Source organism: Paracoccus sediminicola (genome assembly GCF_027912835.1).
Lineage (GTDB): Bacteria > Pseudomonadota > Alphaproteobacteria > Rhodobacterales > Rhodobacteraceae > Paracoccus > Paracoccus sediminicola.
The window spans coordinates 1-23361 of sequence record NZ_CP115771.1 but is presented as its reverse complement, the minus strand read 5'-3'; the positions used below and the strand labels follow the sequence as shown (position 1 = coordinate 23361).

Annotated in this window: 26 protein-coding genes and 4 pseudogenes; 13 read left to right on the top strand and 17 right to left on the bottom strand. The window is 61.6% G+C overall.

What is annotated here, in order from left to right:
- Positions 1-3: 3 nt before the first annotated feature.
- The 3 genes from PAF18_RS17115 (at position 4) to PAF18_RS17105 (ending at position 2989) form a co-directional block, all read left to right on the top strand.
- Complete coding sequence (locus tag PAF18_RS17115) at positions 4-294, top strand: HigA family addiction module antitoxin (protein WP_271118325.1); 291 nt, start codon at positions 4-6, stop codon at positions 292-294.
- Positions 295-795: 501 nt separating this feature from the next.
- Entirely contained in the window at positions 796-1992 is a 1197-nt protein-coding gene (locus tag PAF18_RS17110) for an IS256 family transposase (protein WP_271115968.1), read from the top strand.
- A gap of 313 nt (positions 1993-2305) precedes the next feature.
- Complete coding sequence (locus PAF18_RS17105) at positions 2306-2989, top strand: recombinase family protein (protein ID WP_271118324.1); 684 nt, start codon at positions 2306-2308, stop codon at positions 2987-2989.
- Between the two features lie 76 nt (positions 2990-3065).
- Here the strand turns inward: PAF18_RS17105 and PAF18_RS17100 are convergent, their stop codons facing one another.
- The 7 genes from PAF18_RS17100 to PAF18_RS17070 all read right to left on the bottom strand — a co-directional run bounded on the left by PAF18_RS17100 (position 3066) and on the right by PAF18_RS17070 (position 9893).
- Positions 3066-3947 (bottom strand): DUF2189 domain-containing protein, encoded by an 882-nt coding sequence (locus tag PAF18_RS17100; RefSeq protein WP_271118323.1) that lies wholly within the window; start codon positions 3945-3947, stop codon positions 3066-3068.
- Positions 3948-4107: 160 nt separating this feature from the next.
- Positions 4108-4986: a cytochrome-c oxidase, cbb3-type subunit III gene (ccoP, locus tag PAF18_RS17095; protein WP_271118322.1), complete on the bottom strand. Its 879-nt coding sequence runs from the start codon at positions 4984-4986 to the stop codon at positions 4108-4110.
- On the bottom strand, positions 4977-5147 hold the full coding sequence (locus PAF18_RS17090; protein WP_271118321.1) for a cbb3-type cytochrome c oxidase subunit 3: 171 nt from the start codon (positions 5145-5147) through the stop codon (positions 4977-4979). The genes ccoP and PAF18_RS17090 overlap by 10 nt, the downstream gene beginning before the upstream one ends.
- A gap of 1 nt (position 5148) precedes the next feature.
- Complete coding sequence (ccoO, locus tag PAF18_RS17085) at positions 5149-5925, bottom strand: cytochrome-c oxidase, cbb3-type subunit II (RefSeq protein ID WP_271118320.1); 777 nt, start codon at positions 5923-5925, stop codon at positions 5149-5151.
- Between the two features lie 4 nt (positions 5926-5929).
- A complete protein-coding gene (gene ccoN / locus PAF18_RS17080; RefSeq protein WP_271118319.1) occupies positions 5930-7582 on the bottom strand; it encodes a cytochrome-c oxidase, cbb3-type subunit I in 1653 nt (550 codons plus the stop codon).
- Positions 7579-7752 (bottom strand): cbb3-type cytochrome oxidase assembly protein CcoS, encoded by a 174-nt coding sequence (ccoS, locus tag PAF18_RS17075; RefSeq protein ID WP_271118318.1) that lies wholly within the window; start codon positions 7750-7752, stop codon positions 7579-7581. Before ccoS ends, ccoN begins: the two co-directional genes overlap by 4 nt.
- Positions 7749-9893 (bottom strand): heavy metal translocating P-type ATPase, encoded by a 2145-nt coding sequence (locus PAF18_RS17070; RefSeq protein ID WP_491899801.1) that lies wholly within the window; start codon positions 9891-9893, stop codon positions 7749-7751. Before PAF18_RS17070 ends, ccoS begins: the two co-directional genes overlap by 4 nt.
- A gap of 175 nt (positions 9894-10068) precedes the next feature.
- Between PAF18_RS17070 and PAF18_RS17065 the strand changes: the two genes are divergently transcribed.
- Entirely contained in the window at positions 10069-10536 is a 468-nt protein-coding gene (locus PAF18_RS17065; RefSeq protein WP_271118347.1) for a hemerythrin domain-containing protein, read from the top strand.
- A 2-nt stretch (positions 10537-10538) separates the two neighbouring features.
- Here PAF18_RS17065 and PAF18_RS17060 read toward each other — a convergent pair whose 3' ends face one another.
- Positions 10539-11255 carry a Crp/Fnr family transcriptional regulator gene (locus PAF18_RS17060; RefSeq protein ID WP_271118346.1) on the bottom strand — a complete coding sequence of 239 codons (717 nt, stop codon included), beginning with the start codon at positions 11253-11255 and terminating at the stop codon, positions 10539-10541.
- Positions 11256-11421: 166 nt separating this feature from the next.
- Here PAF18_RS17060 and PAF18_RS17055 point away from each other — a divergent pair, with 166 nt between their 5' ends.
- The 3 genes from PAF18_RS17055 to PAF18_RS17045 all read left to right on the top strand — a co-directional run bounded on the left by PAF18_RS17055 (position 11422) and on the right by PAF18_RS17045 (position 13898).
- A complete protein-coding gene (locus PAF18_RS17055) occupies positions 11422-11862 on the top strand; it encodes a pseudoazurin (RefSeq protein ID WP_271118345.1) in 441 nt (146 codons plus the stop codon).
- A gap of 70 nt (positions 11863-11932) precedes the next feature.
- Positions 11933-13180, top strand: a complete 1248-nt coding sequence (gene nirK / locus PAF18_RS17050; protein WP_434802278.1) for a copper-containing nitrite reductase — start codon at positions 11933-11935, stop codon at positions 13178-13180.
- 13 nt (positions 13181-13193) lie between these two features.
- Positions 13194-13898 carry a formylglycine-generating enzyme family protein gene (locus PAF18_RS17045; RefSeq protein WP_271118344.1) on the top strand — a complete coding sequence of 235 codons (705 nt, stop codon included), beginning with the start codon at positions 13194-13196 and terminating at the stop codon, positions 13896-13898.
- Between the two features lie 18 nt (positions 13899-13916).
- On the opposite strand, the gene PAF18_RS17040 is transcribed toward PAF18_RS17045, so the two are convergent.
- The 4 genes and pseudogenes from PAF18_RS17040 to PAF18_RS17025 all read right to left on the bottom strand — a co-directional run bounded on the left by PAF18_RS17040 (position 13917) and on the right by PAF18_RS17025 (position 16445).
- Positions 13917-14588, bottom strand: a complete 672-nt coding sequence (locus PAF18_RS17040) for an NnrU family protein (RefSeq protein WP_271118343.1) — start codon at positions 14586-14588, stop codon at positions 13917-13919.
- Positions 14585-15763 carry an NnrS family protein gene (locus PAF18_RS17035; RefSeq protein WP_271118342.1) on the bottom strand — a complete coding sequence of 393 codons (1179 nt, stop codon included), beginning with the start codon at positions 15761-15763 and terminating at the stop codon, positions 14585-14587. Before PAF18_RS17035 ends, PAF18_RS17040 begins: the two co-directional genes overlap by 4 nt.
- A pseudogene (locus tag PAF18_RS17030) lies at positions 15763-15987 on the bottom strand (DUF6522 family protein). The gene PAF18_RS17035 and the pseudogene PAF18_RS17030 overlap by 1 nt, the downstream one beginning before the upstream one ends.
- Positions 15988-16010: 23 nt before the next feature.
- Positions 16011-16445, bottom strand: a complete 435-nt coding sequence (locus PAF18_RS17025) for an RrF2 family transcriptional regulator (protein ID WP_271118341.1) — start codon at positions 16443-16445, stop codon at positions 16011-16013.
- Positions 16446-16524: 79 nt separating this feature from the next.
- Here PAF18_RS17025 and PAF18_RS17020 point away from each other — a divergent pair, with 79 nt between their 5' ends.
- Both PAF18_RS17020 and PAF18_RS17015 read left to right on the top strand, forming a co-directional pair.
- Entirely contained in the window at positions 16525-16998 is a 474-nt protein-coding gene (locus tag PAF18_RS17020) for a group III truncated hemoglobin (RefSeq protein WP_271118340.1), read from the top strand.
- The gene (locus tag PAF18_RS17015) at positions 16995-17387 is read left to right on the top strand and encodes a YbaN family protein (protein WP_271118339.1); all 393 of its coding nucleotides are present in this window, start codon (positions 16995-16997) and stop codon (positions 17385-17387) included. The genes PAF18_RS17020 and PAF18_RS17015 overlap by 4 nt, the downstream gene beginning before the upstream one ends.
- A 68-nt stretch (positions 17388-17455) precedes the next feature.
- Here PAF18_RS17015 and PAF18_RS17010 read toward each other — a convergent pair.
- Positions 17456-17737 (bottom strand): annotated as a pseudogene (locus PAF18_RS17010) (integrase core domain-containing protein); the annotation flags it as partial.
- A 58-nt stretch (positions 17738-17795) separates the two neighbouring features.
- Between PAF18_RS17010 and PAF18_RS17005 the strand changes: the two are divergent.
- Positions 17796-18815: an IS110 family RNA-guided transposase gene (locus tag PAF18_RS17005; RefSeq protein WP_271118338.1), complete on the top strand. Its 1020-nt coding sequence runs from the start codon at positions 17796-17798 to the stop codon at positions 18813-18815.
- Positions 18816-19072: 257 nt separating this feature from the next.
- Here PAF18_RS17005 and PAF18_RS17000 read toward each other — a convergent pair.
- Positions 19073-19992: pseudogene (locus tag PAF18_RS17000) on the bottom strand (IS3 family transposase); the annotation flags it as partial.
- Between the two features lie 62 nt (positions 19993-20054).
- Between PAF18_RS17000 and PAF18_RS16995 the strand changes: the two are divergent.
- Positions 20055-20444 (top strand): annotated as a pseudogene (locus tag PAF18_RS16995) (class I SAM-dependent DNA methyltransferase); the annotation flags it as partial.
- A 3-nt stretch (positions 20445-20447) separates the two neighbouring features.
- On the opposite strand, the gene PAF18_RS16990 reads toward PAF18_RS16995, so the two are convergent.
- Positions 20448-20735 carry a helix-turn-helix domain-containing protein gene (locus tag PAF18_RS16990; protein WP_271118337.1) on the bottom strand — a complete coding sequence of 96 codons (288 nt, stop codon included), beginning with the start codon at positions 20733-20735 and terminating at the stop codon, positions 20448-20450.
- A complete protein-coding gene (locus PAF18_RS16985; RefSeq protein ID WP_271118336.1) occupies positions 20732-21073 on the bottom strand; it encodes a type II toxin-antitoxin system RelE/ParE family toxin in 342 nt (113 codons plus the stop codon). The genes PAF18_RS16990 and PAF18_RS16985 overlap by 4 nt, the downstream gene beginning before the upstream one ends.
- 217 nt (positions 21074-21290) lie before the next feature.
- Between PAF18_RS16985 and PAF18_RS16980 the strand changes: the two genes are divergently transcribed.
- On the top strand, positions 21291-21941 hold the full coding sequence (locus PAF18_RS16980; protein ID WP_271118335.1) for a nucleotide-binding protein: 651 nt from the start codon (positions 21291-21293) through the stop codon (positions 21939-21941).
- On the top strand, positions 21938-22222 hold the full coding sequence (locus PAF18_RS16975; protein ID WP_271118334.1) for a ribbon-helix-helix domain-containing protein: 285 nt from the start codon (positions 21938-21940) through the stop codon (positions 22220-22222). Before PAF18_RS16980 ends, PAF18_RS16975 begins: the two co-directional genes overlap by 4 nt.
- Positions 22223-22274: 52 nt before the next feature.
- On the opposite strand, the gene PAF18_RS16970 is transcribed toward PAF18_RS16975, so the two are convergent.
- The gene (locus PAF18_RS16970; RefSeq protein WP_271118333.1) at positions 22275-23309 is read right to left on the bottom strand and encodes a replication initiator protein A; all 1035 of its coding nucleotides are present in this window, start codon (positions 23307-23309) and stop codon (positions 22275-22277) included.
- Positions 23310-23361 lie beyond the last annotated feature (52 nt).

Here is a 23361-nt window from a genome sequence, read left to right as displayed (position 1 = left end):
GCTATGGGACTTATGACCGACCCCTGCCACCCCGGCGAAATCCTCAAGCACGAATTTCTTGAGCCGCTTGGCGTTTCTGCGATTGGCCTGGCCAAGGTGATCGGCGTGCCGCGCACGCGCGTAGAACGGCTGGTGAAGGAACAAACCGCCGTGACCCCTGACACCGCTCTGCGTCTGTCCAAGGCTCTTGGGACAACCCCTGAATTTTGGATCAACATGCAGGCGAATTTTGACATGGCCTCTGCCCGCAAGACTGTCGATGTCTCGGACATTGAGCCGCTTGTAGCGGCCTGATCCGGGACCGCCTGAGACCTACCCAAAACCGGGTCTGGCCTTTCCTTGATAACGGAAAAGCCCCAAGCCGAACCGACCCCATTTATCGGGGCGGTTTGGGGCGTTCTGAGGCACCGGGAAAAGCGCCTTTGAAGCGGTCAATCCGGGGCGTTTTCTATCTTCACACCTAAAACTGATTACACCCTTGGAAAACAAGGGTTTCTCGAACTGACTAGGGGGTGAACATAGAGCCCTTATTTCCTGCCATTTTCACCCCCATCATTTTTTCCCCCAGTTGGGAGGTAGGACAAAAGGCGTATACAACCGCCATATCCCGCCAAGGTCTGACCCTCATTTCTGGGGCTTGTGAGGACGCAGGTAGTGCCCCACCGGTTGGTGTAGGAGGCCGCGCGCGGAGCCCCTGGCGTAGCGCAGCGCGCGGCCGGGTGTGACGCTGGCGGCCATCGTCGATCTTCGGGCAGGTTCGGGTTGCGAGACCTTGAACCAAGAACGGAGATGACGATGACCGACGACAGAATGACGCTGATCGAGCTGGTTGAGAAGCAGGCTGACGGCGACCTCGTCCGCGAGATGCTGGCCTTCGCGGCCGAGCGGATCATGGAAGCGGAGGTAGAAGAGCGAACCGGCGCCGCGAAGGGCGCACGTTCGCCCCTGCGGGAGGTTCAGCGGAACGGCTACCGGGACCGGGACTGGGACACCCGTGCCGGGCGGATCGCGCTGGAGATCCCGAAACTGAGAAAAGGGAGCTACCTGCCCAGCTTCCTGGAGCCGCGCCGCACAGCCGAGAAGGCGCTCGTGGCGGTGATTCAGGAGGCCTACGTCCAAGGTGTTTCCACGCGCTCCGTGGACGATCTGGTGAAGGCCATGGGCGCGGGCGGCATGTCGAAGAGCCAGGTCAGTCGCCTCTGCGTCGAAATCGACGAGCGGGTGAACGCCTTCCTCTCTCGCCCGCTGGAAGGAGCCTGGCCGTATCTCTGGCTCGACGCGACCTACGTGAAGGTGCGTGAGGGCGGACGGATCGTCAGCCGCGCTGTGATAATCGCCGTCGCGGTCAACGAGGACGGCAAGCGCGAGGTTCTCGGCGTCGCCACCGGTCCTTCCGAAGCAGAAACGTTCTGGACCGACTTCCTGCGCTCTCTCGCAGACCGTGGCCTGCGCGGTGTGAAGCTGGTCGTAGCCGATGACCACAAGGGGCTGCGGGCTGCTGCGCGGCGAGTGTTCGATGCAACGCACCAGCGCTGTCGCGTTCACTGGATGCGCAACGCGCTCGCCCATGCTCCGACCAAGCAGCGCACGGCTGTGGCAGCCATGCTGAAGACGATCTTCGCCCAGGAAAACAAGGCGGATGCCGAAGCCCAATGGGAGGTCGTCGCGGACGCACTGCGCGAGAAGCAGGCGAGGCTCGGCACCCTCATGGACGTCTCGCGCGACGACGTGCTCGCCTACATGGATTTTCCCCGCGAGCACTGGGCTCAGATCGCGTCGACAAATCCACTGGAGCGGGTGAACCGGGAGATCAAGCGCAGGTCTGACGTCATCGGCATCTTCCCGAACGACGAGGCAATCATCCGGCTCGTCGGCGCGCTGATGCTTGAAACCAATGACGAATGGACGGTTGCGCGGAGATATATGTCTCTTGAAAGCCTCGCGCGCGTCACCGACAATCCCGACATCAGGCTGTCCGCCGTGGCGACCTGATCAGCTTTGGACCTCTCCGAAGGTCGGCGCTCTTACACCATCCCCCGGGGCACTACCGGTAGGAGCGGCAGCAGCCTTAACCGCCTGCTGGAAGCAAGAATGGATGGGGTTTGTCTACCCGAACAAGGCGGACCTAACTCAGCATATCGAGATAGGCGTTTTCTCAAGCTTGGAGGAATGCCGGGAAGCTGCTCAGGACAAGTTGGTTTTATCTGGGTGGGCAAGTTCCGGGGATTATGAGTGTGGGCTGAACTGCGAACAGAAAGCCGAATACGGCGATCTGTTCGTGTGCAAAGAAACGTCGAGGTGAGCCATGCAATTCGTTACCTATCTTCGCGTATCAACAGAACGTCAGGGCCAGAGCGGCTTGGGGCTGGAAGCGCAGCGCGCGGCGGTTGCGGCGCACGTCCTGGATCGGGGCGAGGTCGTGGCAGAGTTTGTCGAGGTCGAAAGTGGCAAGCGGGCAGATCGCCCTGAGTTGGCGCGTGCGCTGGCAGCGGCGAAGCGGGCAGGGGCCGTGTTGCTCATTGCCAAGCTGGACCGTCTCGCCCGCAATGTCGCCTTCATTGCGAACCTTCTGGAAAGCGGGGTCGAGGTTACGGCAGCGGATATGCCTGAGGCCAACCGTTTCGTGCTGCACATCATGGCCGCAGTCGCGGAACAGGAGGGCCGCGCAATCTCAGAGCGCACCAAGGCGGCGCTGGCAGCGGCAAAGGCGCGGGGGGTCAAACTGGGCTGGTCTATCCCTGAGAGGGCTTCTGAACAGCGTCAGGCGGCACGCAAGGGTGCGGCGGTGAACAAGGCGCGGGCGCTGGCCCATGCTGAGAACGTGTTACCGGTGGTCGAGCAAATCAGGGCAGGGGGCGCATCCCTTCGCCAGATCGCGGCGGAACTGAACGCACGCGGGATCAAAACCGCACGGGGCGGAAAGTGGCACGCGACCACGGTTCGGAATATTCTATCGGCGGAAAACAGGGCTGAGGTCTGCGCGGCCTAAAACGGTCGTTTATTGCCGATTCAACTGAGTCTACAAAGTCAGTATTGTCGGCTGGTAGTACCTGATCCCTGATGAATTAGGCTGGGCGGATGAACATGCGCTCGCTATCGCCTTCCTGCCGCTCTTCCGTACGAATAGCGCGATAGGCATGCCAAGTGGCGTGACCGAGAACCGGGAAAACCACGATCAGCCCGATGAACGCCGTGGCGATCGAGATGAGGAACAGGATCAGCACAACCGCGCCCCAGGCCAGCATCACCGGCAGGTTGGCCCAGACCATCGCCATGCTGATGCCCATGGCCGAAAGGGCGTCCGTTCGCTCGGTCAGCAGCATCGGGACGGCGAAAACGCTGATCGCGAAGGCGAAGGCTGCGAAAAGGGCGCCGACGACGCTGCCCGCCAGCAAAAGTGCCCATCCGGTCGGGGTCAGGAAGAGCATCGGGATCAATTCGTCGGTGCCGGGGAACGGAACCATCCCGAAGAAGAGCGCGTAAATCAGCACCGCCGCCCTGAGCCATAGCAGGAACAGCCCGAGCAACATGACGCCCATGAAGAGGGCCTGATAACCGGAACGGGGCTTCACAAAGAACATTCCGGCAAGGCCGATGCGCTCGTCCTTTTCCAACCGGCGGCTTTTCTCGTAGAGACCGTTCGCTATCAACGGGCCGAGGACCATAAAACCCGCAAGTGCTGGAAAGAGCGCATATTCGTAGCGGAACTGGAACAAAGCCAGGACGACAAGCAGCGAGACGGCGAACAAGCCCACGCCGTAGAGGAGGCTGGGCAGCGGATTGGTCCACAGATCGGACCAGCCCGCGCTGAGCCAGGCAAAGGCCGTTCGCCATGGCAGCTTGCGCGCGCGCTGGTTCTTGCGTGGCAAGGGCGGGACTACCTTGGGGATCGTGCCCCCGGCATGGGGATTGTCGGGCGGCGGCGGATCGGTGCGGTCGCTTAGCATGATGGTTTCGCAGCGCGCGGCGCAGCGCCTTCCTGGTACGAGGTATCTAGGACGCAATCGGGTTGGGAGCCGATGGCAACGGTGACGAGATGTGCGTTGGCAGCGGCGAAGCCAACAACGAGAAGTCCGGCGGAGCCGACAGCAAGGAAGCGCGTGCGGGTCATTCTGTTTTCTCCGCGCCGAGATTCTGGATGTAGAGCGTGAGTGCCATGCGATCGGCCAGCGTCAGCCGTTCGTCCCACGCGGGCATCCAACCCTGCCGACCGAGATTGATCGTCGTGAACATCGACGCGTCGTCCCCACCGTAAATCCAGAAGTCGTCGGTCAGGTCGGGCGCGCCGAGTTCCTGAATCCCTTGGGCGTTTTCATCATGACAACTCGCGCAGTTCTCGGCAAAGATCGTCTCCCCTTCGGCCAGACGCTCGGCGGCAGCTTCCGTTTCAAGCCCAGAGAGGGACTGCACGTAGTCGACGACGGTGCGAATCTGCGGTCGGGTCAGGATGCCGGTTTCACCGAAGGCCAGCATCTGCGCCCAGCGGCTTTCGAGATGTGGCGCGTTGATCCCGACGCGCAGGGTCTCCATGATCGTGTCCGCATCGCCGCCCCATAGCCATGCGTCGTCCACAAGGCTCGGGAAACCCGGTCCGCCTGCCGCGTCTCTTCCGTGGCAGCCGGCGCAATTATCTCCATAGAGGGCGGGCGCGGTCCGCTCGACATGCGCCATCAGGACGGAATCTGACCGGATTTCCTCCGCAGGAAGCGTGGCGAGGGCCCGGGTCCATGCGGCGCGTTCGGAATTGGCCGCAACGACCTGACTTTCCACACGGGCCTGATCGTCATAGCCCAGCAGGCCCTTGGTGTAGGTCGTGACCAGGGGCCACGCGGGCATCAGTACCCAGTAGATCAGCGCCCACACGTGACTGATCCCCACGGCCCACCAGATTGCTCGCGGCACGCGGGTATTCAATTCGGTGATCCCGTCCCATTCGTGGCCGGTCGTCTCATGCCCGGTCAGCGGATCGCGCTTCTTTACCGACATGGGCCGTCCTCATCGTTCAGCACGCTTTTCGCGGCCCTGTCGAACCGTTTGCCCAGCGATGGCCAGAAGGCATAGGCGGTGATTCCGATCGACAGCGCGATCAGATAGATCAGGCCGAAGGATTTGGCGAAAGCGGACGTCGCCTCGTAGGTCAGTTCCATGTCACTCCCCTCGTAGCGGTTGCGTTTCGGCGGGCAGGTCCGTCAGGCCACCGAGGATTTGCAGATACGCAACTAGCGCATCCATTTCGGTCAGCCGGTCACGACGACCGTCGAAGGTCCGCACGTTCGTTTCTTCTCCGTAGCGGTCGAAAACGCCGTCGGCACGGTCGGTGTCGGGCAGCGCCTGGCCAAGCGCATCGGTTTCGGCATTCGCGATCTGTTCGTCGGTATAGGGCACGCCTACGGCCCGCAGGGCGGCAAGACGATCGGGCAGGCTGTCGGTTTCGAGCGGTGTGTCGAGCAGGAACGCATATTGCGGCATCACCGATTCCGGCACCAGCGCGCGTGGATCGACGAGGTGGCGCACCTGCCAATCGTCCGAATACCTCTCGCCCACGCGAGCCAGATCGGGACCGGTGCGCTTCGACCCCCAGAGCATCGGGTGATCGTACTGGCTTTCGACCGCCAGCGAGTAGGGGCCGTAGCGATCCACCTCGTCCTGAAGCGTGCGGATCATCTGGCTGTGGCAGGCATAGCAGCCCTCGCGGATATAGATGTCGCGCCCCGCCTGTTCGAGCGGTGTGTAAAGCCGCATGTCCGGGTCGGCCTCGACCGTGTCGTCGATGGTGAAGAGCGGCGCGATCTCGATGAAGCCGCCGACCCCGGCGGCAAGGATGATACCGGCCGTCAGGCCCATCGAATGACGCTCGGCGCGGTAATGCGTTCTTGCGTGAAACTCGAAGAAGCGGGCGAAGGGTTTGAGCAGTGTCTTGAACATGGGTCTACTCCGCCGCCGGAACGGCCGGTTCGTTCGATTCCGATCCGGTCGGATAGTCGAGTTGCGGTGTCTCGGTGCTGACATTGCGGATCGTCATCACGACATTGAACGCCCCGATCACCGCCCCTGCGAGGAACATCGCCCCGCCGATGGTGCGGGCGATGTAGTAGGGGTGCATCGCGACCAGTGTGTCGGTGAAGGAATAGGCGAGCGTCCCGCTCTCGGTGTAGGTGCGCCACATCAGCCCCTGGGTGATGCCGCTGTTCCACATCGCGAAGACGTAGACGACGGTCCCCGAGAGGGCGAGCCAGAAGTGCCATTCAACCAGCTTCCAGCTGTACATCGTCTCCTTTCGCCAGAGCACCGGTACGACCGCGTAGATCGATCCGAAAGAGATCAGTGCGACCCAACCCATGGCACCCGCGTGGACGTGTCCGACGGTCCAGTCGGTGTAATGCGAAAGCGAGTTGACCGCGCGCACGGCCATGAACGAGCCCTCGAAAGTCGAGAGGCCGTAGAATACGGCCGCGACCATCATGAAGCGCAAGGTCGCGTCGTCGCGCACCTTGTGCCACGCCCCGTTCAGCGTCATCAGCGCGTTGCCGGCACTGGCCCAGGAGGGCACCAGCAGCATCACCGAGAAGGTCATGCCCAGCGTCTGCACCCACATCGGCAGCGCCGTGTAGTGCAGGTGGTGCGAGCCCGCCCAGATGTAGAAGAAGGTGATCCCCCAGAAGCTGAGGATCGACAGGCGGTAGGAATAGATCGGCCGCTCGGCCCGCTTGGGCAGGAAGTAGTAGAGCATGCCCAGAAAGCCCGAGGTCAGGAAGAACGCGACCGCGTTATGCCCGTACCACCACTGCGTCATCGCATCCTGCACACCCGAGAAGGCCGAGTAGCTCTTGGCCGCGCCGAAGCTGGCGGGGATGGCGAGGTTGTTGACGATATGCAGCACCGCGACCACGAGGATGAAGGCGAGGTAATACCAGTTGGACACGTAGATATGCCGCTCGTTCCGGCGCGCGAGCGTGCGGATGTAAAGGATGAAATAGACCACCCAGACGATCACCAGCCAGATGTCGGCATACCACTCGGGCTCGGCGTATTCCTTGGATTGAGTTACACCCATCAGGTAGCCGGATGCCGCGATGATGCAGAACAGGTTGAACCCCAGCAGCACGAACCACGGGGATACATGCCCCGCCAGCCGCGCGCGGCTGGTGCGTTGCATGATGTGGAAAGACGTGGCGATCAGCGCGTTGCCGCCGAACCCGAAGATCACGCCCGACGTATGGACGGGCCGGATGCGCCCGAAACTGGACCAGGCCGCATCGAAGCGCAGGTCGGGCCAGGCCAGCTGCGCCGCCACCCAGACGCCCATCCCCATCCCCACGACCGCCCAGAACAGTGCCAGCAGGATACCGATCTTGGTGGGATCGTCGTAGTAGCTGGCGGTGCGATCCTCGGTCGGTTCGGGCTCGTAAAGCGCGTTGCCCGCGACAAAAAACAGCGTTCCGCCGAATATCAATGCAATCCAGCCATGCACACCCATCGGATCGCTCCGACCGACCGCGGCCATGGCGAAGCCCGCCAGTGCGACAATGGCCGCGATGATCATCGCCCCCTGTCGCTCTTCTACCGTCAGTCGCGTCATCATCTTGCGGTCTCCTTTTTCGCGGGAAGCGGCGTGTCTTCGTCATGCAGGATGCGCGTCGCATCGCCTGCAAGGTCATCGTATTGATTGCTGCGGAGGCTCCAGAAGAAGGCACCGAGGCCGACAACGCCCATCGCCAGAGTGACGGGAATCAGAAGGTGGAGGATGGTCATGCGGGAACCTCTCGGAACATCTGGGTCGGGGTCACGGTCGCGGCTTCGCGCTGGTTCAGGCGCAGCGAGTTCGCAACGACCGCGACGGACGAGGCCGACATGGCGATGGCGGCGATCAGCGGCGTGACGAGGCCCGCGACCGCTAGCGGCACCGCGATACAGTTGTATAGAAGGGCGAGGCCGAAATTCTGCCGCACGATGCGCCCGGTGCGACGGGCAATGCCAACAGCAAGCGGCACGGCACGCAGATCGTCGCGCAGGAACACCAGATCGGCCGCGGCCCGGCCCGCTTCGGACGCGGAAGCAGGGGACATGGACACATGTGCTGCCGCCAGTGCTGCAGTGTCGTTCAGACCGTCGCCCACCATAAGCACCCGTCGCCCCTCGTCCCGAAGGGCAGCGAGACGCGCGACCTTGTCTGCGGGGTTCAACGCCGACCTTGCATCGCGGAGACCAAGCAACCCTTGGACACGTTCCACGGCGGCAGCGGCATCGCCCGACAGGACTTCGCCCGGCAGGCGCATCCGGTCGAGTTCTTCCGTTGCTTCCAGCGCGCCTTCGCGCAAACTTTCCGCCAATGGAAACCGCAGCATTCCGCCATTCTCGAAAGCGAAGGCAGGTCCGTCGCCTTCGGTCATGCCGGCTGCGATTTCGCCAACCCAGGACGCCCGGCCGAGCCGCGCCCGCCGTCCGTCGATCACCCCCTCGATCCCGAAACCGGGGCTTTCGGCGATATCTGCCGAGCTTGCACCGGACGCTGCGAGGCAGGATGCAATCGCGCGCGCTGCCGGATGTACTGACCGGCCCGCCAGGGACGCAAGCGCGGTCTCGGTTTCGGCGTCCAGTCCGGGCAGAGCCTTGATCGTCGGCGCTCCGGTTGTCAGCGTGCCGGTCTTGTCCCACGCAACTCGATCCGCCTTGGCCAGCCGCTCCAGCGCGGAGCCGTCTTTCATCAGGATACCTTCGGCCATCAAACGACCGGCCGCGACCACATGGGCCACCGGCACGGCAAGCGCCAGCGCACAGGGACAGGTCACGATAAGCACGCTGATCGCGACGAAGGCTGCGCGCTGCCAGTCGCCGGTGACCAGCCCCCAGCCGACGAAAGTCGCCAGTGCCAGCAAGTGAACGAGCGGCGCATAGAGTCGTGCGGCACGGTCGGCAATCCGCACATAGCGCCCACGGCCTTCCTCGGCCGTGGCCAGCATCGCCATCATGCGTGCAAGAAAACTTTCGCTGACCGGGCGCAGAGCTACCGCATCGACGGGTCCGGTCAGATTCATCGCTCCGGCCTCGATCTCGTCACCGGCGCGAGCAGAAACGGGACTGGACTCGCCAGTCACCAGGGCCCGATCCAGATCGGTGGCGCCGGAGACGATCCGCGTGTCGACCGGAAAGCGATCTCCCACCGCGATCCTGAGGACCATACCCGGAACGACCGTATCGACAGCGACGGCCCGACAGCTTCCAGACGAAGTGACTTCGACGGTCTCGCGCACCGCAAGCCGTGCAAGACCTGTCATGGCACTGCGTGCCTTGTCACGCATCCGATGGTCGAGATAGCGCCCGATCAGCAGGAAGAAGGTCAGCGTCACGGCGGCGTCGAAGAACACTTCTTCGCCGCCCCGAAACGTCTCGAAAAGGCTCAGACCCGTCGCCAGCGCAATCGCCAGGGCAATCGGGACATCCATGTTCATGCGGCCACCCTTCAGGGCCGACCAGGCCGATATGAAGAAGAAGCGCCCCGCATAGACCACGATCGGAACCGAGATCAGTGCCGAGATAAGATGAAAGGTATCCCTTGTCGCTCCGGCCGCCCCGGACCAGACCGCAACGGACAGCAGCATGACGTTCATCGCGCCGAACCCCGCCACCGCCACCGCGCGCAACAATGCCTGGGCAGTGCCGTCCTTCGCTTCGATGGACAGGTCGGCCTCGTCGATCGGGGTCGCGGGGTGTCCGATCCGCTCCAGCTCTGCCAGTATCCCTCCGAGATCGACGGAACCCGACGCAGGTCTCACTTCGATCCGGCGCAGCGTTAGATTGGCGCGCACCGCGCCTACATCGGTGCGCGCCGCAAGGGCGCGTTCGATCGCAGCCACACAGCCACCGCATCTGATGGACGGGGCAGACAGTGTCACGGCTTCGGCAGCAAAATTGACAATGGCAGATGAAGGCAAAGTGGAATTCCGAGGTTTGGTTTCTCGACCCTTAAGGTCGCCGCATCCCGATTTCTTGACCCAGATCAAATCGCTTCAGGATTGATGGAGTAGCCTGACGGACATCGCAGGTTAATTCGGCGCGGGAGGCGCGTGGGTGCAAAAGACCGAACATATCCACCTGAAATGCAGCGACTCTCCGCAGGAGTACGAACTGTTGATTCTGAGGCAGGAGCAGGTCTGCTTCGATCTGGAAATGCTGGCGGATCAACTTCCTTATCGGGTCGATACCTTAGCCGCGAAAAAGTTGGCGGACACGCTTCATCCAACATTGCGTGCCTGTCAGGACCTCGAAGAGGCACATGTTTTTCCCGCAATCCTGAGGCAGAACGTTGCTATTGGTCCCACCGTCGCACGTCTCAGAGCAGAACATGCCGAAGACGAGGATCACGCTGTCATGGTCGCCGAGTCTGTGATGCGGTTCATTCGATCGGATTGTCGCAGCGACGCCGACGGTCTCGGTTATCTGATACGTGGGTTGTTCCAGCCGCTTCTGCGACATTCAGCGTTTGACCGGACTGTAATTCTACCACTCTATCTTCAGGCAACCCCTGACAGTGGGTGACCTCAGTTCGCTGCCGCTACTATCAATCCGTCCAGATCCTTGACGTCCACATGACGCGCTTTCTCTATCTCGATAATGCCGTCCTTACGTAGCTTCGTGAGCTGACGACTGACGGTTTCCACGGTGAGTCCGAGGAAATCGGCGATGTCGGAGCGGCCCAGCGGCAGGTCGAAGGCCGTGGAGCACCCTTTGACATGCGGTCGCATGTGCCGTGAAAGCATCAGCAGGAACGATGCCACCTTCTCGGCCGCGCTCTTGCGGCCGAGCGTCATCATCCAGTCACGTGCTTCATCGAGCTGTCGCAGAGCCTGGCGATGCATCCGGTTCTCAAGCGCGGGGGAGCCCGCCATCATCTTCTCAAGCGTGTCCCGCGGGAAGGAACAGAGCCGCACATCCGTCGCCGCCTCGACGAGAACATCGCTTTCCTCGCCGAAGGGTCGGCCCAGAAAATCCGGCGCAAACTGCAACTCGACAACCTGCTGACGGCCGTCCGGCAAGAGCTTCGAGAGCTTCACGACGCCGCTGAGGATATTCGAGCAATGGCCCGCGTATTCTCCCGCGGCCACAAGGGTCGTACCGGCATCGTACTCATGCCTGCTGCTGGTGCGTCCCAGCTTCAGAAGCTCCTGCGCATCGAGAGCGCCGCAGATTCCGCGATGTCGCGCCTCGCAGGCACGACAAAGCACCGGAACGTCGGCACTGTGAATATCCATACGCATGCGTCACTCCTTATCGTGTTGATAATAGATCGATATTACGAAACTTCGAGAGGGCCCACTAAAATTAGTATATGAAATACCAATTTATTTGACCTGCATCAATAACCGTCGCTCGCACAGCTTCATAACAGTGGTGTCCATAGCAAACACACCAAGGAGATGTGTCATGTTCAGAACGACGATAATCGGTTTTGCCCTTGCCGCCCTGGTCGCCACCGGTGCCATTGCTGAAACTCATGAAGTCCAGATGCTCAACCGTGGCGAGAACGGAGACGTGATGGTCTTCGAACCGGCCTTCCTGCAGGTCGCGCCCGGCGACACCGTGAGGTTCGTGGCCACGGACCGGGGTCACAACGCCGAAGCCATTCTGGAAATGACGCCGGAGGGGGCCGACGCCTTCAAGGGGCGCATCAACGAAGAGATCGAGATCACGCTCGATACCGAAGGCCTCTATGGCATCAAATGTGCCCCGCACTATGCAATGGGCATGGTGATGACCATTGCCGTCGGCGAGGTGACGGAAGTTCCCGATGAGTATCTGGCCGGTCGTATCCCTCCCAACGCGATGGAACGCTTTGTCGCGCAGATCGAGGAACTCGGTCTCTAGACGTGACACTTGACCTCGGCCCGCACTGGCCGGGGCACCTTTTTTATTCATCAGCCCGAAGGAGGCCACGATGAGAAACGAACGGGAATTGCATGAAATGCCGGAACGTAACCCGCAAGCCGAGTACGGTCCGAATACGACGCGCCGGGGTCTGCTTGGAGGAGCCGCATTCGTCGGTGCGGCGGCTTTGGCCGGTGGTATGCCAGATGCCGCACGCGCCCGCGCGCCGCTGCCCCGCAGGCCGACCCCCGATGCAAACGTGGTTCTGGCACAGGCCGATGCGATCGAACGCGCCGAACCCGCGGACTTGTCCGGTCTCGAACGGGTGCGTCAACGTCTCGTCCAGTCACCCAATGCACCCGAGCACGAGCAGGTGGCCAACGGCCCCCCGAAGATCGTCGAGATCGAAATGACCGTGCGCGAGCGTCTGATGGTCGTGGACGAGGACACCGGTGCCAGCATCTGGGCGTTGACCTACAACGGCTCGGTTCCCGGGCCGCTGATCGTTGTGCATGAGGGCGACTACGTCGAACTGACGCTGAAAAATCCTGCAAGCAGCATGATGGAGCACAACATCGACTTTCATGCCTCAACCGGAGCCTTGGGCGGCGGCGCGTTGACCCATGTCTATCCGGGCGAGGAAACGGTGCTGCGCTGGAAGGCTACAAAGCCGGGCTGCTTTACCTATCACTGTGCGCCGGGCGGCGCGATGATCCCGTATCACGTCTGTCATGGCATGAACGGCGCGATCATGGTGCTGCCGCGTGACGGGCTGAAAGATGGAATGGGCAACCCGCTGCGGTACGATCAGATCGCCTATATCGGAGAGCAGGACTACTACCTGCCGAAGGATGCCAATGGCGATTTCATCCAGTATGCGACCGCCGGTGAAGACTACGCCGACAGTCTGGACGCGATGCGGTCCCTGACACCGACACATTCGGTCTTCAACGGGGTGGTAGGCGCGCTGACGGGGCGCGGCGCGATCCGGTCGGAGGTCGGCAAGACGGTGCTGATGATCCACAACCAATGCAACCGCGACAGCCGTCCGCACCTGATCGGTGGTCATGGCGAATACGTCTGGGAAACCGGATCGTTCAGCGACGCGCCTCTGACCGGGCTTGAGACGTGGTTCTGCCGCGGAGGTTCGGCCATGGCTGCGATGTACACGTTCGAGCAGCCGGGCATTTACGCCTACGTCAACCACAACCTGATCGAAGCGGCGCTTCTGGGAGCCACGGCGCATTTTGTCGTGGACGGCGAATGGAACAACGACCTGATGGAACAGGTCGTCCCGCCCCGCGCCATCGAGACCTGACGGAAAGCGGATCATGAAAGTCGTCACCCTCGCTCTTGGGGGAATTGCCGCCCTGGTGGCGGGGGTGATGGTCTTTGCGTCCTTCGATCGCAGTGGTGACGTGGCGCTGCCGACATTCCATTTCGTCGTGCTTGATGACCGACGGGTTCTCCGTGTTCAGGAGCGGGAAGTGAGTATCGCGCTCTGGAATCGCTGCCACATGGACGGTGCCTGTCCGTTTTCGCTTACGGCACCCGAAGGTGGAGAGGATAATGACTACCCGGCGACAGGTCTTTCATGGGGCGATGCCATGACATTTGCCGCGTGGCTTTCTGAGGAAACCGGCCATGACCTGCGGCTTCCGACCATCAGCGAATGGCGCAACGTGGCGCGGGATGCCTTGCCGAAACCACCCGAGCCGTTATTTGACGCTCCTGAACTGGCCTGGGCTTCGGATTATTTGACGGAACAGGAGGTTCCCCGGAGACTGCAGCCCGCGGGAACGGGACCCGCGTCGCGGGACGGAATACTCGATCTTGGCAACAACGTCTGGGAATGGACAGCGGACTGTGCCCCTGGCGCCGACGCAACGCGCTGCCCCGCCTATTTCGCCGCTGGCCTGCACGACGCCATCATTCCGTTTCTCGTCCGCGATCCGGCGCGGGGCGGCTGTGCCGTCGGCGCACCGCCGCCGCATCTGGGAATGCGCCTCGTCCTCGACATTGGACCCGGAACCTGACGTTAAGGACCCGGTCGGTTACGGTAGCGGCGATACGCCGATCACGAGAGGGTGAAGCGCCAGCAGCGCGACATATGCTGCAATCGCCGCCAGGGCTCTTGTGGCCATGCCCGCCACCGAAACGGGCTGCGGAATGACCGGGCTGGATGTCACGGCTTGCCACATGGCCTTCCATCGCGCCCCGCCCAGCAGGCGTCGCTTGCGCCGGTCCACGATACGCATTCCCAAAGCGGCAAACCCGGCGAAGATACCGAAGAGCAGCACATGCGCCAGATCTCCGTTCGGTACCATGTGACTGGCCGACCAGAGTGCTATCGCGGCCAGCAAGGGATGCCGCGACCAGCGCACGATACCGGGTCGATCGGGGTCGAACCCTTCGGACCCGCCACCGAACGAGAACGGGTTGGGCCGCGCGACGGCGAACGCAGCGATGAGACAGGCCAGCGCCATGGCGATCAGTGGGACATGGGTCTGCCAGGGAAGACGCGGCCAAAGCTCTACATACGGCGCTCGACCGGCCGCACCGACCAGCCAGACCAGAGCCGCGAGCGACAGGATCGAATATGACACCGTGAAACCGCCACGGCCCATCCACCCTGTCAATCGGGCGCGGACCGTCGGGCGCAACGGTTGCGAGTGGCTGACGAAGAACACGATGAGCGCGAAGGCGAATTCGGTCCAGCCCGTCATGGCTTCGGTCGCAGGAGCATCGGCCCGTAGACGATGACGAAACCGGCGAAGGCGGCGATCCAGCATATACCCGACACCGCGTAAAGCACATTTGAGGCGTCGGGCAAGAATACGACGGCCCCGCGTGTCGGGACCGCAAGAACGGTCGCAAGATAGAGACCCAGCGTCGCCGGACCGGCATGCAGCGGACGCCCGGTATGGCCAAGCGTGGCACGCGTCATGACGGCGATTGTCATCAAACCGATCGCACCTGCCATCCAGAGATGCTGGGCAGCGGCGATCGGAACCCGATCCGGCGAGAGAATCGCGGCTCCCATGGTCAGTGCGCCGAGCGGCACGAAGGCATACCCCGCGTGCAGCACCCAAAGCAGCGGTTCCGCCAGCGTCCGATGTCCCTGCCAGCGCGCTAGCCTGACAGCATGCACACAGCCCATGACGATCAGCAATCCGCCGCTTGCCGCGTTCTCCGGCAATGCCGTCCACAGCATCAGCCCGAGCCCGGTCAGGGCAAGCGCGGCCTTGTCGAGGCCCTGCATCGGCGGCACGGGCCGGTGGGGGTCGTTCCGCTTCACCAGCCAGTTACGGGTGAAGCGGGGAACGATCCGGCCTCCGATCAGCGAGATCATCATTATCGCCGTCGCTAGGCCCAACCGCGTGCCGACACCGTTGCCCGCTTCGATGTGAAACAAGAGGTTCGCGCCTGAAAAGACCACCAGCAAACCGAGAACCGGAAGATTGCGCCAGTTCCGCCCCGCCAAGATTTCCCGCAGAAGAACCGCGCCGAGTGCCACCGGAAAGGCGAGATCGACCATCGCCACTAGCAAGGGGTCGAGACCCGACGAGACAGTGACGGCCACACGACCGGCTCCCCACGAAAGAACGAGCAGGCCGAGGCCCCAACCCGTGACCGGAAGACGGCCGGTCCAGTTCGGCACCGCCGTCAGGAGGAAACCGCCGATGACGGCCCCGAGATATCCGAACAGGAAAGCATGGGCGTGCCATGCGACCGGGTCGAAACGGCTTGGCAGAACAAGAAGCCCCGAAAGCACGGCGATCCAGACCGCCATGGCACCGGCTGACCAGAGACAGCCGAACAGGAAGAATGGCCGAAATCCGAATCCGAGCAGGGCAGGCCCGGCCCACTCACGCATCCTTGCCGCGGTTCCCGATGTCATCATCCGCTCCGCCGACTGCGCAGTCGTTTCAGGACGGTTCCATCGCTCGCGCATGTCAATCGGACCCGCCAGTCGACGGATCGAAAGGTAACTCGGAACCGGCCCGCGTCCTCATCCTAGCCGATCTCGTAGAGACTGGTGACGGCACCGTTGCGCATCCGGGGGCGCAACTCCGCCGGGTCCAGTTCGAGGAGAGGAGCAAGGTCGTCCGCGGAGACTTCCACACCGGAGCGATTGACCGTCAGCTTCACGGCAGCGCATCCTCAGGGGGGCGTTCACGCGGAGCCAGCGTACAATCCGCAAGAGTGTAGGTGTCGAGTTGGGCCAGAAACGCGGTCTCGGCTTGGGAAAGGTATGTCTTGAGCCGACACTCCGGCGTGATCACGCATGCTCCACCATCGACGCGAAAACACTCCACAAGCGGCTGATCGCGCTCCAGCACGCGCACGACTTCGCCCAGCCCTATCTCTATCGCCGGGCGGGCGAGCATCGCGCCCCCACCGGCCCCGCGCCGCGTCTTCAGAAAACCCGCATTGGCCAGGGCGGCCATGGTCTTGGTCAGGTGATGGCGGGATATGCCGAACTCGTCGGCGATCTCGGCGGTGGAAAACGCACGTTCCGGCTCGCTCGCGATCCGCATCAGGGCGCGGAAGCCGAAATCAGTGAAGGCGGTCAGGCGCATCTGATCATCTCGCAGGGTTTACGTCGGTCTGTCGACCGAATAAAACAGTATTCAGAATACCTATTCAAGTGAGAGCATCATGCCCAAGACGGATTTAACGCCCAGGGAAACGGTCACGCTCAGGCCAGAGATGACATCGGCTCTGATCAAACGGACAGGGTTGAACGACGCCGTGCTGACCCGGCTCGTTCACGGTTTCTATGACCGGATCAGGCGCGACGCATTGCTGGGACCGATCTTCGCTGAACGGATTTCGGACTGGGAGCCACATCTCGCCCGCATGGTCGATTTCTGGTCTTCGGTCGCGCTGATGACCGGCCGCTACCACGGCTCTCCCATGCAGGCGCACCTTGGTTTACCGGTCGAACAGGCGCATTTCGACCGTTGGCTCGATCTGTTTTCAAAGACTGCCTGCGAGACCTGTTCCCCCGAGGGTGCGGCACATGTGATCGATCGTGCCAAACGTATCGCCGTGTCGATCCATGGCAACGTCGTGGACAAGCGCGACGGCTACGGTCGGTCTGCGACGCCACCGAAACTCGGTTCGACATGACCGGGCCAAGCATCTTCGCAAAACATGCGACACAAAAGATATGGGTGGCGTTGGGCGCCATCTTCCTCGGTCTCGGGACGATCGGAATCCTGCTCCCTCTCTTGCCAACCACACCATTTCTCATCGCTGCTGCCTGGGCCTTCGGAAAGGGATCGCCGACATTGCGGCAACGCCTCTTGGATCATTCCCGTGTCGGAAAACCTCTACGCGATTGGGAGGCGCAGAGGGCAATCGCACCGCACTGCAAGGTGCTGGCCTGCGCTTCCATGCTGATGATTCTCACCCTCAGTCTGGTTGCAGGAATATCCTCAGCGATACTCGCGCTTCAGACATTGATCCTTGCTGCGGCGACGCTCTTCGTTCTGACGCGATCCAATCCGCACGATTGATCTTGTTGAGAATTTTCTGAAACAACTTTTGCCATCACATTTGTTCGGTATGACCTGCCACTGAACTTTCATCCAGCCGCGACCGGAGCCCGGTTATTGTTTATGCCGATTGGCGCAGGTTGAGCAATCGCCCGACGCGCGGAGCTTTCATCTCGCGCAGCGGGGCGGGCGATTGCGGTGGTCAGGTTCGCGGCGAAGCCCACGGGGGTCTGGTATCCCAAGGCCGAGTGAGGCCTTTCGGTGTTGTAATCGGTGACCCAGGCAGCGATCAGGTCACGGGCATGGGCGATGTTGCGGAACAGGGTCTCGTTCAGAAACTCGTCCCGCATCCTGCCGTTGATGGGGAAGACGGCCCCGCTCCTGAGATGGGACCTTATACTGGTCCTACTTTGCAGAAGGAGCATTTCCATGAACCCAGCCACCGTGGGCCTTGATCTGGCCAAGAACGTATTTCACGTCCATGTCGCCGACGCGTCCGGCAGGACGCTCGACAGCAAGAGGCTTTCGCGTCGTGAGCTCTTACCCTTCTTCGAGTCACTACCCCCTTGCCTGATTGGCATCGAGGCGTGTGCAACTGCCCACAACTGGGCTCGACAGTTGCAGAGGATCGGCCATGACGTTCGTCTCATTCCTCCAGGTTACGTAAAACCCTTCGTGCGACGGGGCGCGAAGAACGACGCCACTGATGCGGCCGCCATTTGTGAAGCGGTGACCCGTCCCAACATGCGCTTTGTCCCGATCAAATCGCGCGAGGATCAGGCATTTCTGATGCTGCATAGAGCCCGAGGGCTTTTGGTCCGTCAGAGAACGATGGCAGCTTGTGCATTCCGGGCGCATTTGGCCGAGTATGGAGTTATCGTCGCACAGGGTAGGCACCGGGTCGATGCCCTCGTCGCGAAGCTGGACGAGATACGAGAGGACCTTCCGGAAGATGCATGCTTCGCTTTGGATGCCCTCGTCCGGCAACTGGATGCGCTGAACCGGCAGATCGACGGCATCGACGACCGGTTGGCGGAGATCCACAAAACCAACTCCATCTGTCGCTTGCTTGCGACCATACCGGGGATCGGGCCGATTACCGCAACAGCCTTTGCAGCGAGCATCCCCGATCCGTCGGCGTTTCGGTCAGGGCGGGAGTTTGCTGCCTGGCTTGGACTGACGCCGCGACAGAACTCGTCGGGGGGCAAGCACAGGCTTGGTGGCATCACCAAACAAGGGGATCGGTATCTTCGCCATCTACTGGTCCTGGGAGCGCGCACTGTGGTCCGGTATCCAAAGGCCCGTTCCCGCGTCGATGGCCCATGGATCGAGGCTTTGCTGGAACGGCGCCGACCCATGGTCGTTGCTGTCGCGGTCGCAAACAAGCTGGCGCGGACGATATGGGCAATGCTCTCCACTGGAGAGGTGTTCCGGACCGCTCACCCGTGAAGGATCAACAAGCTAAGGAACAATGAGATGGCACAAGTGCAATAACAGCGTGATGGCAAATCGGCAGAGCTGAGGATCGAGAAAGCCCGAAGAGCTTTAAGCGCGCCTGAGCGCGTCCCGTTGATGAGGCCTCGATCCGCGGACACCATCAGGGCCAGCAGTCATGTATAGGCTGCACGAACAGGCCGAATACATGAACGCACCGGCCAATGAAGATCACGTTCAAAACACTTGCGCCTGCGGGGCCGTCTATACATGAAACTCTCCACAAACCCGTTCTGCTGCGGCTTGCCTGGCGCGATGTAGTGCCATTCAATCCGGTGCTCGGAACACCACCGCAGGATGGCGTTGGAGGTCAGTTCCGTGCCGTTGTCGCTGACAATCATTCCGGGCTTGCCACGGCGTTCGATCAGGGCCGTCAGTTCACGTGCCACGCGGCGCCCCGACATCGAGGTGTCCGGTATTGCCGCGAGACATTCACGGGTGACGTCGTCGTCCACGTTAAGAACCCGGAAGCGCTGGCCATTGGCGAATTGGTCATGAACGAAATCCAATGACCAACGGGCATTGGGCCGCGCCTGGACCAAGATCGGTGCCCGTGTCCCGACAGCCTTGCGGCGTGCTTTGCGTTTGCGCACCGTCAGCCCTTCCTCGCGGTAGAGCCGATAGATCCGGTTGATCCCGGAAGGCTCGCCCTCGCGCCTCAGAAGCACGAAGAGCCGCCGATAACCGAACCGTCGACGCTCGTTCGCCAGTTCTCGCAGCCGTCCACGCAGCACCGTGTCAGGCGCACGCTGCGTTCGATAGCGGACCATCTTGCGATCCGCAGCGACAATCCGACACGCCCGCCGTTCGGATAGCCCGAAAAAGGCCTTCAGATGCGCGACCGCCTCGCGCTTAACGGCAGGCGTCACCACTTTTTTGAGACCAGTTCCTTCATCGCGGCCAGATCGAGCATTTGCTCGGCCAGCAACTTCTTTAGCCTGGCGTTCTCATCCTCAAGCGTCTTCAGCCGCTTCGCCTCCGACACAGTCATGCCGCCGAATTTGGCTTTCCAGTTATAGAAGGTGCCTTCCGACATGCCGTGCTTGCGGCACAGGTCAGCGCACTTCGCGCCTGCCTCGTGCTCGGCCAAAATGCCGATGATCTGTTCGTCCGTGAATCTCGTTCGCTTCATGGTCCGTCCTCAAGTTGGGCCGGACTCTAATCGACGGTGGAGGAAAAATCCCGTGGCAGGTCAAGACCTTCCCCTTCCCCGAGGGCCTCACCCCGGACATCCCCGCCGCCGACTACGCAGGCGATCCCCGCGCGCAGGCCATCGCCGACGCCGCGCGCGACCTGAACGAAAAGCGCGAGGCATGGCTGAACCCGCCCGATCTCGTCCGTCGCGAACCCGAGGTGGTCGCGGGCTATCCCGACCGCATCCTGCCGGTGGACGATGCGGCGGCGAGGGAACTGAAGAGGCGCACGCTCACCAATCTCTACAACAAGCGTCCCGCCTGGCTGGACGGCCTGCACGCGCGCCTCGATGCCTCCGTCGCCGCAGCCTACGGGTGGCCTGCCGATATTTCCGAAGACGACGCCCTCGCCCGGCTGCTCGACCTCAACCGCACCCGTGCCGCGTCCTAGCTGCTATCGCAGCAGGGTTTGCACGACACCCGGATCCTTGGCGATCAGCGCCAGCAGTACCTGAGCCGGACCGGTCGGCTGGCGACGGCCGTGTTCCCAGTTCAGAAGCGTACCCTTGGCCACGCCGATACTGCGCGCGAACTGAGCCTGGGACAGGCCGGTCTCCTCGCGAATTTTCGCGACATCCACCTCCGGAACCGCGACTTGGTGCACGCGCGCCCTGCCCTTCTGCCCTTCGGCAAAGGCCAGAGCCTCTTCGAGACCCTTAGTGATACTGTCATTTGCATTCATCGCGTCTCTCCATACATGGTTATGATCCGCTTGCTGAGCTCGACGGCCGCCGCCTGTTCTGCCTTGGTCAAATTGTCCTTCTCGTTCTTGGCGAAGACCGTCACGAGAAAGATCGGCATGTGTCGTCCGCCGAAGACGTAGATCGTCCTGAACCCGCCGCTCTTGCCGCCCCCGTCGCGGGGGATTCGGACCTTGCGAAGGCCGCCTCCCAGCGAAAGACCCGCTTCCGGGTTCGCGGCAATGAACTGAATCGCCGCCTCGCGCTCCTCGTCGGACATGATGGCCTTCGCCCGCCGTTGGAACTCGGGCATCTCCGCGACAGTCTGGAGCTTGGTCATCATCCCGCCTTTTGTTGGCTAATGACATATAGGTCATTGGCGTATAGTTCAAGAACGAGTCTCGATCAGGTTTAAAATCGGGGCTCAACGACTGTCGCAGCATTGGCACATCGGACAAGATTGTTCCGAACACTTGCACATGTGAGGACGCTGACACGTTCGCGCGTGATAGTGTGCACACGTGAAGACGTGAAACCGCGCACACAAAGGAGCAGTCATGAAAACCGTTGCAATCATCAGTCAGAAAGGCGGAGCGGGCAAAACCACCCTCGCCCTCCATCTGGCGACGTCATCGGCCCTGCAGGGCCGCAATACCGCAATCATCGATCTCGACCCCCAAGCCTCGGCGGCGAACTGGAGCGACCGGCGCGTCGCGGAGGTTCCCGTTGTGTTGTCGGCCCATGCCAGCCGGCTCAACCATGAGATCGGCCGCGTAAGGGACATGGAAGGCGATTTGCTCATCATCGACACCGCTCCTCACTCGGACAGTGCGGCCCTGGAAGCTGCAAAGACCGCTGACTTGATACTCGTGCCTTGCCGCCCCGCGATCCTGGATATCGAGGCCATCAGCAACACGCTCAATCTGGTAAAGACGACAGGAAAGCCGATCTTCGTGGTGATGAATGCCGTCGCACCGCAAGGCAGCGAGGCAACTGAAGCCGCCGAAGCTATCGCAGAGCTTGGGGTCGGAATTTGTCCGGTCCAACTGCGCCAGCGGGTCGCGTTTTCGCGCGCTCTGATCAGCGGCCAGTCGGCGGAAGAGTTCGAGCCAGAAGGCAAGGCTGCCCAGGAAGCATCACAACTGCACGCGTTCATGTGTGAACACCTGCACATCCCCACACGTGAGCTGGAAGGTAACGTCGCATGAGCAACAAGTTCGCGTCCGCGCTCAAGCCGAGGTCCCAACCGGCGTTGGAAGCGGTAGAAGCACTCTCCGATGAAGCGAAGCCATCACCTCATGCAAGGCCGTCGCGAAAGTCAACCAAGCACGTCGGGGGGTACTTCGACCCCGCAGTTTCCAAGCAGCTCCGGGAGATCGCGTTAGCCGAAGATAGTTCGGTCCAGGCGCTACTGGCAGAGGCGATCGACATGATATTCCAAAGTCGCCGCAAGCCGATGATCGCGAGCCGTCCGAAAGAGCCGCAATAGCTTGACGGTATGAAGGTGTGATCGTGTGCACACCTTCATATGTGAAAGTCGATCAAGCGCGTCCTTGGAACCGTTTCTTGCAGAAACCGAGGAACGCGGCATCAAGGTTTCTCGGCGGTTCCGTTTGTCTTGCCGTGAAGTCCTGCCAATCGCTGTAGAGCGCGTAAATGTCCAGGCCGGGAGCTGCCTTTCTGGCTTTTGCCAGAAGGGCAGGGGAGGGGACAGACGGCATGTCGAGATCGAGAAGGCTTTGATTGCCTGAGAAGCCGGCACGTTTGGCTGTAAAAATTGCCATGTCGCCATCCACCGCAATGTCATAGTCGGGTAGATGACCGTCGTGAGCAATTTGCTTTACGAAGAATTTGAACTTCTTCGCAGGTGAGTTGCTCCCGACCTTGCGTTGAAGCTTATCCAGGCCGATCCGGAAGGGCCGTGTCTGATCTCCGACGTGCTTTCGAGCCAGCTCGTATATTCGCCGCTCCAGCGGGCGACGAAGCCTGAAATACTTCGGATTGATGGTCAGAACTTCCATCCCCTGCACCGCCCGGAAGGTCCAGTCCGAGACCTTGATCCGAACCTTGGCCATGCGCCCGAACGGATCTTCCTCACCGGAGCCGTCTTTGCGATTGATCTCGTAGGCATCGATCAGACCAAACCCGCGCACCTGCACGTGATCGTTCGTCTTGATGTTCGTCTTGATCGTCGTTCCACGCAGCCGATCGAGAGCATCCTCGAAACGCTGGTAGCTCTCGCGATTGGTACGCCAGTTGGTAGCGATCATCGCTTCATGGGCCGACAGCTCGACCCACTGACTGATCGGCTCGCCAGCATTCATCTGATGCACCAGCTTGCTGATACAGTAGAGCAGGATGTCCTTGTCCATTATCGTGGCGAGCCCCTTGCCGCTCGGCACGATCACGACCCGTTTGCCATCGTGCGTGTAGTCGAGTTCCCGCATGTCGGGTTTGACCGACAAGGAAAAAACCGGGTGCTCCATGGATGCCATATCATCTTTCGGCGCGGCGTCGGAGACGTCGAGGATGAAGAAGTCCCTGTTGGGATGGCGATCAGGTAGAAGATTCCCCATGAGGCATACCTATCAGAAGTTCGTCGGTCTAGGAACCTTCTTCGTCGTTTTA

Coding starts and splice junctions, on each gene's coding strand:
- PAF18_RS17115 (WP_271118325.1), top strand. CDS start 4: ATGGGACTTATGACCGACCCCTGCCACCCCGGCGAAATCCTCAAGCAC.
- PAF18_RS17110 (WP_271115968.1), top strand. CDS start 796: ATGACCGACGACAGAATGACGCTGATCGAGCTGGTTGAGAAGCAGGCT.
- PAF18_RS17105 (WP_271118324.1), top strand. CDS start 2,306: ATGCAATTCGTTACCTATCTTCGCGTATCAACAGAACGTCAGGGCCAG.
- PAF18_RS17100 (WP_271118323.1), bottom strand. CDS start 3,947: ATGCTAAGCGACCGCACCGATCCGCCGCCGCCCGACAATCCCCATGCC.
- ccoP (WP_271118322.1), bottom strand. CDS start 4,986: ATGTCGGTAAAGAAGCGCGATCCGCTGACCGGGCATGAGACGACCGGC.
- PAF18_RS17090 (WP_271118321.1), bottom strand. CDS start 5,147: ATGGAACTGACCTACGAGGCGACGTCCGCTTTCGCCAAATCCTTCGGC.
- ccoO (WP_271118320.1), bottom strand. CDS start 5,925: ATGTTCAAGACACTGCTCAAACCCTTCGCCCGCTTCTTCGAGTTTCAC.
- ccoN (WP_271118319.1), bottom strand. CDS start 7,582: ATGATGACGCGACTGACGGTAGAAGAGCGACAGGGGGCGATGATCATC.
- ccoS (WP_271118318.1), bottom strand. CDS start 7,752: ATGACCATCCTCCACCTTCTGATTCCCGTCACTCTGGCGATGGGCGTT.
- PAF18_RS17060 (WP_271118346.1), bottom strand. CDS start 11,255: ATGCGTATGGATATTCACAGTGCCGACGTTCCGGTGCTTTGTCGTGCC.
- PAF18_RS17055 (WP_271118345.1), top strand. CDS start 11,422: ATGTTCAGAACGACGATAATCGGTTTTGCCCTTGCCGCCCTGGTCGCC.
- nirK (WP_434802278.1), top strand. CDS start 11,933: ATGAGAAACGAACGGGAATTGCATGAAATGCCGGAACGTAACCCGCAA.
- PAF18_RS17045 (WP_271118344.1), top strand. CDS start 13,194: ATGAAAGTCGTCACCCTCGCTCTTGGGGGAATTGCCGCCCTGGTGGCG.
- PAF18_RS17040 (WP_271118343.1), bottom strand. CDS start 14,588: ATGACGGGCTGGACCGAATTCGCCTTCGCGCTCATCGTGTTCTTCGTC.
- PAF18_RS17035 (WP_271118342.1), bottom strand. CDS start 15,763: ATGACATCGGGAACCGCGGCAAGGATGCGTGAGTGGGCCGGGCCTGCC.
- PAF18_RS17025 (WP_271118341.1), bottom strand. CDS start 16,445: ATGCGCCTGACCGCCTTCACTGATTTCGGCTTCCGCGCCCTGATGCGG.
- PAF18_RS17020 (WP_271118340.1), top strand. CDS start 16,525: ATGCCCAAGACGGATTTAACGCCCAGGGAAACGGTCACGCTCAGGCCA.
- PAF18_RS17015 (WP_271118339.1), top strand. CDS start 16,995: ATGACCGGGCCAAGCATCTTCGCAAAACATGCGACACAAAAGATATGG.
- PAF18_RS17005 (WP_271118338.1), top strand. CDS start 17,796: ATGAACCCAGCCACCGTGGGCCTTGATCTGGCCAAGAACGTATTTCAC.
- PAF18_RS16990 (WP_271118337.1), bottom strand. CDS start 20,735: ATGAATGCAAATGACAGTATCACTAAGGGTCTCGAAGAGGCTCTGGCC.
- PAF18_RS16985 (WP_271118336.1), bottom strand. CDS start 21,073: ATGACCAAGCTCCAGACTGTCGCGGAGATGCCCGAGTTCCAACGGCGG.
- PAF18_RS16980 (WP_271118335.1), top strand. CDS start 21,291: ATGAAAACCGTTGCAATCATCAGTCAGAAAGGCGGAGCGGGCAAAACC.
- PAF18_RS16975 (WP_271118334.1), top strand. CDS start 21,938: ATGAGCAACAAGTTCGCGTCCGCGCTCAAGCCGAGGTCCCAACCGGCG.
- PAF18_RS16970 (WP_271118333.1), bottom strand. CDS start 23,309: ATGGGGAATCTTCTACCTGATCGCCATCCCAACAGGGACTTCTTCATC.